The sequence below is a fragment of the Sphingopyxis sp. GW821-FHT12F08 genome, assembly GCF_058806755.1.
In genome coordinates this window covers 96,101-109,935 of record NZ_JBXAQA010000003.1, presented here as the reverse complement: position 1 = coordinate 109,935, position 13,835 = coordinate 96,101, and the positions used below count along the sequence as shown (strand labels likewise).

Annotated in this window: 6 protein-coding genes; 3 read left to right on the top strand and 3 right to left on the bottom strand. The window is 64.6% G+C overall.

What is annotated here, in order from left to right; translation table 11 throughout:
- Nucleotides 1-18: 18 nt before the first annotated feature.
- Together rpoC and rpoB are read right to left on the bottom strand one after the other, a co-directional pair.
- Complete coding sequence (gene rpoC / locus AC1RNQ_RS09430; protein ID WP_493170753.1) at nucleotides 19-4,299, bottom strand: DNA-directed RNA polymerase subunit beta'; 4,281 nt, start codon at nucleotides 4,297-4,299, stop codon at nucleotides 19-21.
- Nucleotides 4,300-4,421: 122 nt separating this feature from the next.
- The gene (gene rpoB, locus AC1RNQ_RS09425; RefSeq protein WP_493170752.1) at nucleotides 4,422-8,600 is read right to left on the bottom strand and encodes a DNA-directed RNA polymerase subunit beta; all 4,179 of its coding nucleotides are present in this window, start codon (nucleotides 8,598-8,600) and stop codon (nucleotides 4,422-4,424) included.
- A gap of 424 nt (nucleotides 8,601-9,024) precedes the next feature.
- Between rpoB and AC1RNQ_RS09420 the strand changes: the two genes are divergently transcribed.
- Nucleotides 9,025-9,405 (top strand): RidA family protein, encoded by a 381-nt coding sequence (locus AC1RNQ_RS09420; protein ID WP_493170750.1) that lies wholly within the window; start codon nucleotides 9,025-9,027, stop codon nucleotides 9,403-9,405.
- 5 nt (nucleotides 9,406-9,410) lie between these two features.
- On the opposite strand, the gene AC1RNQ_RS09415 is transcribed toward AC1RNQ_RS09420, so the two are convergent.
- Nucleotides 9,411-10,025 (bottom strand): TetR/AcrR family transcriptional regulator, encoded by a 615-nt coding sequence (locus AC1RNQ_RS09415; RefSeq protein WP_493170748.1) that lies wholly within the window; start codon nucleotides 10,023-10,025, stop codon nucleotides 9,411-9,413.
- A gap of 210 nt (nucleotides 10,026-10,235) precedes the next feature.
- On the opposite strand from AC1RNQ_RS09415, the gene AC1RNQ_RS09410 reads away from it, so the two are divergent.
- Together AC1RNQ_RS09410 and AC1RNQ_RS09405 are read left to right on the top strand one after the other, a co-directional pair.
- Nucleotides 10,236-12,587, top strand: coding sequence for a TonB-dependent receptor (locus tag AC1RNQ_RS09410; protein WP_493170746.1), 2,352 nt, complete (start codon nucleotides 10,236-10,238; stop codon nucleotides 12,585-12,587).
- 169 nt (nucleotides 12,588-12,756) lie between these two features.
- Nucleotides 12,757-13,644, top strand: a complete 888-nt coding sequence (locus tag AC1RNQ_RS09405) for a DMT family transporter (protein WP_493170745.1) — start codon at nucleotides 12,757-12,759, stop codon at nucleotides 13,642-13,644.
- The last annotated feature ends 191 nt before the right edge of the window (nucleotides 13,645-13,835 follow it).

The window sequence follows — 13,835 nt, the reverse complement described above, 5'->3', positions numbered from 1 at the left end:
GCCGAACGGCCGAAGGCTTTATTCCTCGTCGCCACCTTCGGGACGGTCCAGCACCGCGACGTCGTCGGTGGTGAAATCCTCGCCCTGCACCTTGCCCAGCGGATCGTCGCCGATCGCGGCTTCGGGGCCCTGCGCCAGTTCGGCGGCATGCTCTTCAGCGGCGGTCTGCGGCGCGATCAGATGCTCCTGGTTCGCGCGCATCGCCGCACGCAGCGCCGCATCCTTCGACGAGGCAGTCACGCGGACACGGTTCATGGCAGCACCGGTACCCGCCGGGATCAGGCGGCCGACGATGACATTTTCCTTGAGGCCCTGCAGCGAGTCGATCTTGCCCTGCACCGAAGCCTCGGTGAGGACGCGGGTCGTCTCCTGGAAGGACGCCGCCGACACGAAGCTGCGGGTCTGCAGCGACGCCTTGGTGATGCCAAGGAGGACCGGACGGCCCTCCGCGGGAACGCCGTTTTTCGGCAGTTTGGCGTTATATTCCATCATCTCCAGATAATCGAGCTGTTCGCCGGGCAGCAGCGTGGTGTCGCCGCCGGCGGTGATCTCGACCTTCTGCAGCATCTGGCGAACGATCACTTCGATGTGCTTGTCGTTGATCTTCACGCCCTGCAAGCGATAGACTTCCTGGATTTCCGCGACCAGATATTCGGCGAGTGCCTCGACGCCCATGACGTCGAGGATGTCATGCGGGTTCGGCGAGCCCGAAATCAGCGCGTCGCCGCGCTTGACCTGGTCGCCTTCCTGCACTTCCAGGACCTTCGACTTGGGGATGAGATACTCGATCGCATCGCCTTCTTCCGGAACGATCGCGATCTTGCGCTTCGCCTTGTAATCCTTGACGAATTCAATGCGGCCGCTGATCTTCGCGATGACGCTGTTGTCCTTCGGAATGCGCGCTTCGAACAGCTCGGCAACGCGCGGCAGACCGCCGGTGATGTCGCGCGTCTTCGATGCTTCGCGGCTGACACGCGCCAGCACGTCGCCCGCCTGCACTTCCTGACCGTCCTCGACCGACAGCATCGTGCCGACCGCGAGCAGGTAGCGCGCGGCTTCGCCCGACTGTTCGTCGAGCAGGGTCAGGCGCGGCTGCAGGTCTTCCTTCTTCGACCGGCCCGCCGAACGATATTCGATCACGACGCGCTGGGCGATGCCTGTCGCTTCGTCGACTTGTTCGATCAGCGTCTTGGTGTCTGCAAGATCCTGATACTTCACGATCCCCTGCTTTTCGGTGATCAGCGGCATGGTGAACGGATCCCATTCGGCAATCCGGTCGCCCTTCTTCACCTTGTCGCCGTCCTTGAACAGGATCTGCGCACCATAAGGCAGCTTGTGCGACGCGCGTTCGCGGCCTTCGCTGTCGATGACCGCGACTTCGCCCGAACGCGACAGCGCCAGGCGGCGGCCGCGCTGGTCGACGATCGTCGCCATTTCGCGATATTCGATCGTGCCGTCCGAGATGGACTCGACGTTCGACTGCTCGTTGACCTGCGCCGCGCCGCCGATGTGGAAGGTACGCATGGTCAGCTGGGTGCCGGGTTCACCGATCGACTGGGCGGCGATGACACCGACCGCTTCGCCGATGTTCACCGGCGTACCGCGCGCGAGGTCGCGGCCATAGCATTTGCCGCAAACGCCCAGCGTCGCTTCGCAGACCAAAGGCGAGCGGATCTTGACCGACTGGACTTCGGCATCCTCGATCCGCTGCGTCGTCGGTTCGTCAAGCAAGGTGCCCACCGGCGCGATGATGTTGCCGTCCTTGTCGGCGACATCTTCGAGCGTAGTACGGCCTAGGATGCGCTCGCCCAGCGAGGCGATCGTCGAACCGCCCTGGATGATCGCGCGCATTTCCATGCCGCGTTCGGTGCCGCAATCTTCCTCGATCACGACGCAGTCCTGCGACACGTCGACCAGACGACGGGTCAGATAACCCGAGTTCGCCGTCTTGAGCGCCGTATCGGCCAGGCCCTTACGCGCACCGTGGGTCGAGTTGAAATACTCGAGAACGGTCAGGCCTTCCTTGAAGTTCGAGATGATCGGGGTTTCGATGATCTCGCCCGACGGCTTGGCCATCAGGCCGCGCATGCCGGCAAGCTGCTTCATCTGCGCCTGCGAACCACGGGCACCCGAATGCGCCATCATATAGATGGAGTTGATCGGGGCCAGACGGCCGTCGGGCAGCTTCGGCGTTGCGCGGATTTCGTCCATCATCGCGTTCGCGACCTTGTCGCCGCACTGCGACCAAGCATCAATGGCCTTATTATACTTTTCCTGCTGTGTGATCAGGCCGTCCTGATACTGCTGCTCGAAATCCTTCACGAGCGCGCGGGTCTCGTCGACCATCCCTTCCTTCGACGCCGGGATGATCATGTCGTCCTTGCCGAAGGAGATGCCCGCCTTGAACGCGTTGCGGAAGCCCAGCGCCATGATGGCGTCGGCGAACAGCACGGTCTCTTTCTGGCCAGTGTGACGATAGACTTGGTCGATCACGTCGCCGATTTCCTTCTTGGTCAGAAGGCGGTTGACGACATCGAAGGGCACGGTGTGCGACTTCGGCAGGCATTCGCCGATCAGCATGCGGCCCGGCGTGGTCTCGAAGCGGCGCAGATATTCATTGCCCTGCTCGTCGGTCTGCGGAACGCGGCTGATGACTTTGGTGTGGAGCGTCACCGAACCGGTGAACAGCGCCTGGTGCACCTCGGCCATGTCGGCGAGCAGCATGCCCTCGCCCGGCTCGCCTTCGCGCTCCAGCGAGAGATAATAGAGACCGAGAACCATGTCCTGCGACGGAACGATGATCGGCTTGCCGTTCGCGGGGCTGAGGATGTTGTTGGTCGACATCATCAGCACGCGTGCTTCGAGCTGGGCTTCCAGCGACAGCGGCACGTGGACCGCCATCTGGTCACCGTCGAAGTCGGCGTTGAACGCAGCACAGACCAGCGGGTGCAGCTGGATCGCCTTGCCTTCGATCAGCACGGGCTCGAACGCCTGGATGCCGAGGCGGTGAAGCGTCGGGGCGCGGTTCAGCAGGACCGGGTGCTCGCGAATGACTTCGTCGAGGATGTCCCAGACTTCCTTGCGCTCCTTTTCGACCCACTTCTTCGCCTGCTTCAGGGTCATCGACAGACCCTTGGCGTCGAGGCGCGCGTAGATGAACGGCTTGAACAGTTCGAGCGCCATCTTCTTCGGCAGGCCGCACTGGTGCAGCTTGAGTTCGGGACCAGTCACGATGACCGAACGGCCCGAATAGTCGACGCGCTTGCCGAGCAGGTTCTGGCGGAAGCGGCCCTGCTTGCCCTTGAGCATGTCGGACAGCGACTTCAGCGGACGCTTGTTGGCGCCGGTGATCGTGCGGCCGCGGCGGCCGTTATCGAACAGCGCGTCGACGGCTTCCTGCAGCATGCGCTTTTCGTTGCGGACGATGATGTCCGGCGCGCGCAGCTCCATCAGGCGCTTCAGACGGTTGTTGCGGTTGATCACGCGGCGATAGAGATCGTTCAAATCCGACGTCGCGAAGCGGCCGCCGTCGAGCGGCACCAGCGGGCGCAGTTCGGGCGGGATCACAGGGACGACTTCGAGGATCATCCATTCGGGGCGGTTGCCCGATTCGATGAACGATTCGACGACCTTGAGGCGCTTGATGATCTTCTTGGGCTTGAGCTCCGACTTGGTGGTCGCGAGATCTTCCATCAGGTCGACGCGTTCCTGTTCGAGATCGAGATTCTCGAGCAGCACGCGGATCGCCTCGGCGCCGATGCCGGCCGAGAAGGCGTCTTCGCCATATTCATCCTGCGCGTCGAGCAGTTCGTCTTCGGTCAGCAGCTGGAACTTCTCGAGCGGGGTCAGGCCGGGCTCGAGAACGATATAGGCTTCGAAATAGAGGACGCGCTCGAGCTGCTTGAGCTGCATGTCGAGCAGCAGGCCGATGCGCGACGGCAGCGACTTCAGGAACCAGATGTGCGCGACGGGCGCGGCGAGCTCGATATGGCCCATGCGCTCGCGGCGAACCTTCGTGACCGTGACTTCGACACCGCATTTTTCGCAGACGATGCCCTTGTATTTCATGCGCTTGTACTTGCCGCACAGGCATTCATAATCCTTGATCGGACCGAAGATGCGCGCGCAGAACAGGCCGTCGCGCTCCGGCTTGAACGTGCGGTAGTTGATGGTTTCGGGCTTCTTGATCTCGCCGAACGACCACGAGCGGATGCGCTCGGGGCTCGCGATGCCGATCTTGATCATGTCGAAGGTTTCGGGCTTCGCCACCGGGTTCATGAAATTGGTAAGCTGGTTCATATTCTGGTTCCTCGCTTAGCCCCTCCCCTTCAGGGGAGGGGGTGGGGTGGGGTGTCTCGGCTCGGCTCTGCCTCGCGAGACCCCACCCCCGGCCCCTCCCCTGAAGGGGAGGGGTGGAATATTTATTCGGCGGCTTCGGGAAGGGCGTCGGGCGCCTCGTCGGGATCCGTTTCCGCATAGGAAGACAGTTCGACGTTGAGGCCCAGCGAGCGCATTTCCTTGACGAGCACGTTGAAGCTTTCGGGAATGCCGGCCTCGAAGGTGTCGTCGCCCTTGACGATCGCTTCGTAAACCTTGGTGCGGCCGATCACGTCATCGGACTTCACCGTCAGCATTTCCTGCAGCGTGTACGCCGCGCCATAGGCCTGCAGCGCCCACACTTCCATTTCACCGAAGCGCTGGCCGCCGAACTGCGCCTTACCGCCCAGCGGCTGCTGGGTGACGAGCGAGTAGGGCCCGATCGAACGCGCGTGGATCTTGTCGTCGACCAGGTGGTGGAGCTTCAGCATATAGATGTAGCCCACGGTCACCTTGCGGTCGAAGCGATCGCCGGTGCGGCCGTCGTACAGGTCCGACTGACCCGATTCATGCAGCCCCGCGAGGGTCAGCATGTTCGTGACGTCGGCTTCCTTGGCGCCATCGAACACCGGGGTCGCGAACGGCACGCCAACGCGAAGGTTGTCGGCCAGTTCGATGATGCTTTCGGCATCGCGTCCCTTGATGTCGTCGACATATTCCGCGCCATAGACATGCTCGAGCGCGTCGCGCACGACTTCGGGCATCTGGCCGCCGACCGCGTCGGGATTGGCGTTACGCCATTCGTCGAGCGCCTGCGTCACCTTCTGCCCCAGACCGCGCGAGGCCCAGCCGAGGTGGGTTTCGAGAATCTGCCCGACGTTCATGCGCGACGGCACGCCCAGCGGGTTCAGCACGATGTCTACATGCGTGCCGTCTTCGAGGAACGGCATGTCCTCGACCGGCAGCATGCGCGAGATGACGCCCTTGTTGCCGTGACGGCCGGCCATCTTGTCGCCCGGCTGCAGCTTGCGCTTCACCGCGACGAAGACCTTGACCATCTTGAGCACGCCCGGGGCGAGCTCGTCGCCGCGCTGCAGCTTCTCGACGCGGTCTTCATACTTCGCGTTGATCCGCTTGATCGCGTCGTCATACTGCGCCTTGATCGCTTCGAGGGCGGTCTGGGCGTTGTCGTCGACGACGGCCAGCTTCCACCAGTCGCCGCGGTCGAGGTCGGTCAGCATGTCTTCGCTGACGACGTCGCCCTTCTTCAGGCCCTTCGGCACCGCGCTGGTGGCCTGACCGATCAGCAGGTCCTTGAGGCTGGAGAAGGTTGCGCGGTTGAGGATCGCGCGCTCGTCGTCGGCGTCCTGCTTCAGACGTTCGATCTCTTCACGTTCGATCGCGATCGCGCGCTCGTCCTTGTCGATACCGTGGCGGTTGAAGACGCGGACTTCGACGACCGTGCCCGACACGCCCGGCGGCAGGCGGAGCGAGGTGTCGCGCACGTCGCTGGCCTTTTCACCGAAGATCGCGCGCAGCAGCTTTTCTTCCGGCGTCATCGGCGATTCACCCTTGGGGGTGATCTTGCCGGCCAGGATGTCGCCCGGGCCGACTTCGGCACCGATATAGACGATGCCCGCCTCGTCGAGGTTGCGGAGCGCTTCCTCGCCGACGTTCGGGATGTCGCGGGTGATGTCTTCGGGGCCGAGCCGCGTGTCGCGCGCGGTGACTTCGAATTCCTCGATGTGGATCGAGGTGAAGACGTCGTCCTTCACGATGCGTTCGCTGATGAGGATCGAGTCCTCATAATTGTAGCCGTTCCACGGCATGAACGCGACGAGCACATTCTTGCCGAGCGCCAGTTCACCAAGCTCGGTCGACGGACCGTCGGCGATGATGTCGCCGGCGCGGACCACGTCGCCCACCTTCACCAGCGGACGCTGGTTGATGCAGGTGTTCTGGTTCGACCGCTGGAACTTCTGCAGGCGATAGATGTCGACGCCCGACTTGCCGGGTTCGATCATGTCGGTGGCGCGAATGACGATACGCGTCGCGTCGACCTGGTCGATGATGCCGCCGCGGCGCGCCGCGATGGCCGCGCCCGAATCGCGCGCGACGGTCTCTTCCATGCCCGTGCCGACGACCGGAGCCTCTGCACGAAGCAGCGGCACGGCCTGACGCTGCATGTTCGAACCCATGAGCGCGCGGTTGGCGTCATCGTTTTCGAGGAACGGGATCAGCGAGGCCGCGACCGAAACCAGCTGCTTCGGCGACACGTCCATCAGCGTGATCTGCTCGCGCGGCGCCATCAGGAATTCGCCCGCTTCGCGCGCCGAGATCAGCTCGTCGATGAAGCTGCCGTCGGGGTTGAGGTCGGCGTTCGCCTGCGCGACGGTGTGCTTCGATTCCTCCATCGCCGACAGATAGACGACCTCGTTGGTCACCTTGCCGTCGATGATGCGGCGGTACGGCGTCTCGATGAAGCCATATTTGTTGACGCGCGCAAAGGTCGCGAGGCTGTTGATCAGACCGATGTTCGGGCCTTCCGGCGTTTCGATCGGGCAGATACGGCCATAGTGCGTCGGGTGAACGTCGCGGACTTCGAAGCCCGCGCGCTCGCGGGTCAGACCGCCCGGCCCGAGCGCCGAAACGCGACGCTTGTGCGTCACTTCGGAGAGCGGGTTGGTCTGGTCCATGAATTGGCTGAGCTGCGACGAGCCGAAGAATTCGCGCACCGCGGCGACCGCGGGCTTCGCGTTGATCAGGTCGTTCGGCATCACGGTCGACACGTCGACCGAGCTCATGCGCTCCTTCACCGCGCGCTCCATGCGCAGCAGGCCGACGCGATACTGGTTTTCGAGCAGCTCGCCGACCGAACGGACACGGCGGTTACCGAGGTTGTCGATATCGTCGATTTCGCCCTTGCCGTCCTTCAGGTTCACCAGTTCCTTGACCACCGCGAGGATGTCCTCGCTGCGCAGCGTGGTGACCGTGTCCTCGGCGTCGAGGCTGAGGCGCATGTTGAGCTTGACGCGGCCGACGGCCGACAGGTCGTAGCGCTCGGGGTCGAAGAACAGGCCGCCGAACAAGGCTTCGGCGGTCTCGCGCGTCGGCGGTTCGCCGGGGCGCATGACGCGGTAGATGTCGCTGAGCGCCTGGTCGCGGTCCTCGGCCTTGTCGGCCTTCAGCGTGTTGCGGATCCAGGGACCGGTGTTGTTGTGGTCGATGTCGAGCAGCACCAGCTTGTCGATGCCCGCGCCGTCGATCTTCTCGAGATTGTCGGCGGTCACTTCGTCGCCGGCCTCGATATAGATTTCGCCGGTGGCGTCGTTGACCAGGTCATAGGCCGAGTAGCGGCCGAAGATTTCCTCGGTCGGGATCAGCAGCGTGTCGAGACCGTCCTTCGCCGCCTTGTTGGCGAGGCGCGGGCTGATCTTGTGGCCGGCGGCGAAGACGACTTCGCCGGTCTTGGCATCGACGACGTCGAAAGCGGGCTTCGATCCGCGCCAATTTTCGACCATGAAGGGCACGCGCCAGCCATTTTCGGCGCGCTCGAAGACGAGGCGGTCATAGAAATGGTTGAGGATTTCCTCGCCCGACATGCCCAGCGCATAGAGCAGGCTGGTCACCGGCAGCTTGCGCTTGCGGTCGATACGGACGTTGACGATGTCCTTGGCGTCGAACTCGAAATCGAGCCACGAACCGCGATACGGGATCACGCGCGCAGCGAACAGGAACTTGCCCGACGAATGGGTCTTGCCGCGGTCATGGTCGAACAGCACACCCGGCGAACGGTGCATCTGCGACACGATGACGCGCTCGGTGCCGTTGACGAAGAAGGTGCCGTTCTCGGTCATGAGCGGCATGTCGCCCATGTAGACGTCCTGCTCCTTGATATCGAGCACCGAGCGGGTGTCGGTTTCGCTGTCGACCTCGAAGACGATCAGGCGCAGCGTGACCTTCATCGGCGCCGCATAGGTGATGCCGCGCTGACGGCATTCGTCGACGTCGTACTTGGGCGATTCAAGTTCGTAATGGACGAAGTCGAGCTCGGCGGTGCCGGCGAAGTCGCGGATCGGGAAAACGCTGCGCAGCGTCTTTTCGAGGCCCGATACATAGCCAACCGAGGGGTCCGAGCGCAGGAACTGCTCATAGGATTCGCGCTGCACCTCGATGAGGTTGGGCATCTCCACCGCTTCGTGGATGTTACCGAACAGCTTGCGGATTCGCTTGGTCGCGGTTGCTTCGAGGGCCTTGCCCACCGACTTCGCCTTGGTCGCCATAAGTGATTGTCTCGCCTTGATAAATTAGCTCGCGGACGCGATAGAGACGCAAAAAGGCCGCAAGCAACCGTTGCCGGTTTACCGCAGCTTCTCGACGCATCTCGAAATCCCCGCCGACCTATCCGTACAGCCTGCCGCGCAAAGTCAGGCTCTATCTCGGACGGTGGGGTGTGCGGGCGATATAGGTTTCGCGTCCTATTTTGTCAACGCGGGTGTCCGGGAATCTCGGCCGGCCATGCATGCCATGGGGGTGAGTAGCCACTTTGGGGTGGGAACCCACATAAAGATCCTCCCCACGCGCAGCGATGGGGAGGATCTTAATGGCAGCTACCGCCCGTTTCCAGACTTCCTCCACCCCAGGCTTGACCCGCGGCTCCGCTTTCCCGATGTCCGGGCGACCGAGCCCGATCCGGAGAATGGCGATATGACCACCCGAAATAGCGGCGGACCGCATTATTCACCCTTCGCGCTCGGCGGCGGGCTGATCTTCGTGTCGGGCCAGCTGCCGCTGCGCCCCGGCCGCGATACCTCGCTCGCGGCGGCGCCCTTCAGGGAGCAGGCCGAACAGACGCTGCAAAATCTGAAAGCCGTGCTCGAACAGGCGGGCGCCGGACTGGACCAGGTGGTCAAGACGACCGTCTATCTCAGCGATATCGCCGACTGGGACGACCTCGACGCGGTGTACGGCGCGTTTTTCGGAGCGGTGCGACCGGCCCGGAGCGTGGTGCCCAGCGGGCCATTGCATTTCGGGTTCCGCATCGAGATCGAAGCCATCGCGCGGCCGAACGGCGACGCCGACGCCTGAAGCGGTCAGGCCCCGCCGCCCAGCCCGTCGATCTTGCGCTCGATCCGCTCGAGCCGCTCGGCGAGGTCGCCCGCCGCGCTCGCGGCGCCCGGCAGGCGCAGCACCGGCGTCACATAGATGGCGACTTGCGCGCGCACTTCGTCGAGCGAGGCATAGTCGCGCGCGCCGAGCACGAGCATCTGGTGCAGCAGCCATTCGGTCAGCGCCTCCAGATCGTCGGGCGGCGTCCAACCGCCCGAGGCCATCGCCCCTTCGAGCATCGAGCGCACCACCGCGCCGGTGATCGACTTATGCGCGGCGAGGAAGATCGAGAAATCGTCGTGGAGCAGCCCGTCCTTGGCGACCTTGTGGATCCACGGCGTGTTGCAGATGCTGAAGATGCCCCCCGCGATCACCTGCTCGAGCCGCTCTTCGAGCGGCCCCAGCCCGACCGCGATCTTGCCGCTCGCCTCCAGATACGGCCCCGCCATATGCTGGAGCAGCGCGAGCATCAGCCCGTCGCGATTGCCGAACCAGCGATAGAGCGTCGCGCGCGACACCCCCGATTCGCGCACGACATGGTCGATCGTGGTGTCGTGGAAACCGACGCGCGTCACGACGTCGATCGTCGCGTCGAGCACCGCCGCTTTTGCCGCATCGCTGCCCGCGGGCCGCGCTATGGGGCCGATTGTCGCGATAAAAACCTCCCTGGTGAGACGGTGCGGCTATCATATCGCACCTGATGAGGCAAATACTTGCGCTTGTCTCACTTAGTGTGATAAGTCACCCTCATTGTCTCGCGGATCGACAGACCGGCAAAAGCCGGTGGCGCGGGGCGGAGGGAGAGAAAAATGAAAGCACGCGAACTGTCCTTGCTGCTGGCGACGGCCAGCCTGGCGATCACCACCGGGGCCTTGGCGCAGGAGGCCCCGCCCCCCACCGACGCCGACACCGCGCAGGGCGGCATCGAGGACATCGTCGTCACCGCGCGCCGCACCAGCGAAGCCGCGCAGACCATCCCCATCGCGATCACCGCCTTCGGCTCGCAGCAGCTGACCGACGCCAATGTCGAGGGTATCGCCGACATCGCCAAGCAGACCCCGAACTTCTTCGTCCAGACCTCAAGCGCCGATCCCACCGGCGTGCTGCTGACGATCCGCGGCCAGTCGCAGCAGGATTCGATCCTGACCATCGAATCTCCGATCGGCGTCTATGTTGACGGTGTGAACTATATCCGCTCGTCGAACCTCGAGACCGCGCTGTTCGACACCGAGCGCGTCGAGGTGCTGCGCGGGCCGCAGGGGACGCTCTTCGGCAAGAACACCACCGGCGGCGCGATCAACATCACCACACGCCAGCCCGACCTCAGCGGTTTCGGCGGCTATGTGCAGGCAAGCGGCGCGACGCACGACCGCTACGACGTCGGCGCGGTGCTCAACCTGCCGCTGATGACCGACAAGCTCGGCGTCCGCCTCGTCGGCCGCTGGCTCGACAATGGCGCGCTCGGGGTCAACGGGCTCGGCGACGGCATCGGCGGGCGCGAGCAGATCGCCTTTCGCGCCAACACGCTCTTCACGCCGAACGATAGGGTCACTTGGGCGATTTCCGCGGACTACACCCGCACCCGCGGCGACGCGCCGGTGAGCAAGCTCGCCTTCGTCAGCCCCTTCCCCAGCCCGCTGCCGGGCACGCCGAACCCCGCGCCGGCGCTGATCGACATCGCGATCAGCCAGGGCATCCTCAACCCCGCGCTGCTCGCCGATCCGGTCGCCAACGGCCCCGCGATCGGCGCCGCGCTCGCGCAGGCGCAGGCGCTGTTCGCCAGCCTGATCGGCCGGCGCGGCTATTACGACAATGACGCGACGGGCCTGCAAGGCACCTATGCGCGCACCTATGGCGTCAGCTCGAACCTGGCGGTCGAGCTGACGCCAACCTTGTCCTTCCGCTCGATTTCGGCGGCGCGCTGGCTGAAACGCTCGCTCGACGTCGACCTCGACGCGTCGCCCTACACCTTGCTCGAGGCGAGCCTCGCCAGCCGCGCGAAGAACCTCAGCCAGGAGTTCCAGTTCGCGGGGCAGTTCGGCGAGCGGCTCGACTGGATCGTCGGCGCCTATTTCAACGAGGAAACCGGCCGCGACACCTCGCGCGCCATCGCGCTCGGCACGATCAACCCCGCCAATCCCAATTTCACCGACGGCTTCGTCAAGAACAGCAGTTGGGCGGTGTTCGGCCAGTTCAACTACGACCTCACCGATACCTTGCGCTTCACCGGCGGCCTGCGCTGGACCGACGAGAGCAAGGAACTACGCTCGTTCAACCGCTCGACCCCCGGCGGCGCGGTGTGCAACATCCCGGTCGCGCTGCGCCTCGGCGGCACCTGCCAGGCGCGCTTCAAGGACGGCTTCTCCGATTATAGCTATCTCGCCAGCCTCGACTGGACGCCACGCAGCGGCCTGCTTTTTTATGCGCGCACCGCGCGCAGCTTCAAGGGCGGCGGCCAGAATCTGCGCGGCACCGGCACCGTCGACAGCTTCGCGGCCTTCGCCCCCGAAACCGTCACCGACTATGAGGTCGGCACCAAGCTCGACCTGCTGGGTCGCCGGCTGCGCGTCAACGCCGCGATTTTCCAGGCCAATTACAAGGATATCCAGCGCACCATCGTCCAAGCCGCGCCCGGCGGCGCGATCGTCAGCCTGGTCACCAACGCGGCGCGCGCGCGCATCCGCGGCGGCGAACTCGAAGTCACGGCAATCCCGTTCGACGGGCTGACGCTGTCGGGAAGCGTCGGGGTCAATGACGCAAAGTATCTGGACTTCACCGACGTCACCGGCGACCGCTCGGGCGAGCCTTTCCAGTTCCCCAAATATAGCTATCGCCTCGGCGCGACCTATGCCGCGCCGCTCGCCATCGGCGATTTGCGGCTCAGTGTCGACTGGACCTGGCGCAGCAAAACCCAGCTCGTCGGCTCGGCGATCTACCGCGACAGCCTGAACCAGCCCGCCTACGGCCTGCTCGGCGCGCGTGCGGCGTTGACCATCGACAGCATCGGCAGCGAAATCGCAGTCTTCGCGACCAACCTCACCAACAAGCGCTATGCGGTGTCGGCGGTGCAGTTCGACAACAGCCTGGGGTTCAATACGCTCTACGCGGGCGAGCCGCGCATCATCGGGCTGCAACTGACGACGCGCTTCGGGGCGGAATGAAAAACGTCGAATCCGACCGAATTAACGCTGTAAACTTACCTTCGGAGCCGCCAGCGATGGCGGCTCCGAAGCAATTTTACCGATCGGCCCTTCTGCACCTTCCCTCCGTCCCCCTATCTGCTAACGCCTTTCGCGACGCGGGCGCTCTTGGCCCGCCACGGGAAAGACTGTGCGCGTCCGCGATTTCCTCCTCCTTGTTGCGGTGTGCCTGATCTGGGCCTTCAACAATGTACTGAGCAAGATCATCGTCAGCAACTGGGCGATCCCGCCGCTCTTCTACGTCACGCTGCGCTTTGCGGTGGTGGCCGTGGTCATGCTGCCCTGGCTGCTGCCGATGCCGCGCCCGGCGTGGCGGATCGTCGCGATCGCGCTGTGCCTCGGCGGCGGCAGTTTTGCGTTGCTTTTCATGGGGCTGCAGACGACCTCGCCCTCGGCGGCAGCGATCGTGCTGCAGCTCGGCGTGCCGTTCACCATGCTGCTGTCGGTGCTGATCCTCGGCGAGCGCATCCACTGGCGGCGCGGCATCGGGATCGCGCTGACACTTGCCGGCGTGCTGATCGTGACCTGGCGGCCGGGCGGCGTCTCGCTGTCGGCGGGGCTGTGGCTGGTCGCGGCCTCGGCCTTTTCGGGCGCGGCGGGCGCGGTGCTGATGAAGCAGGTCGACGATGTGACCCCCTTCCGCTTCCAGGCGTGGGTCGGTTTCGTCTCGGTGATCGCGCTCGGCCTCGCCTCGGCGGCGGCCGAACAGGGGCAATGGGTCGCGGCCGCGGCGGTGGGCTGGCCCTTCGCCGCCGCGGTGCTGTTCACCGCGCTGGTCGTGTCGGTCGGGGCGCATTCGGTCTATTATCACCTGATCCAGAGCTATGAGGCGAATTTGCTGGCGCCGCTGACGCTGATGACGCCGCTAGCGACGATCGGCCTCGGGGTGCTGATCACCCACGATCCCTTCGACCTGCGCATGGGCGTCGGCGGCGCGCTGGCGCTAACCGGCGTGCTGATCGTCGCGCTGCGGCGCAAGCCCGCGACCGAGTTGCTGGTGGAGCGCGAGGTGCGGTAAGATAGAGGGCGGAGGTTTTGGGGCGGGCGCTATCCTAAAGATCCTCCCCTTGGCGCAGCCATGGGGAGGGGGACCGCGCCCGCAGGGCGTGGTGGAGGGGTCTGGCCTTGCGCCGACGCCTGACGGCGTCGACCCCTCCGTCAGCCCTGCGGGCTGCCACCTCCCCATCGCTGCGCGTGGGGAGGATCTCT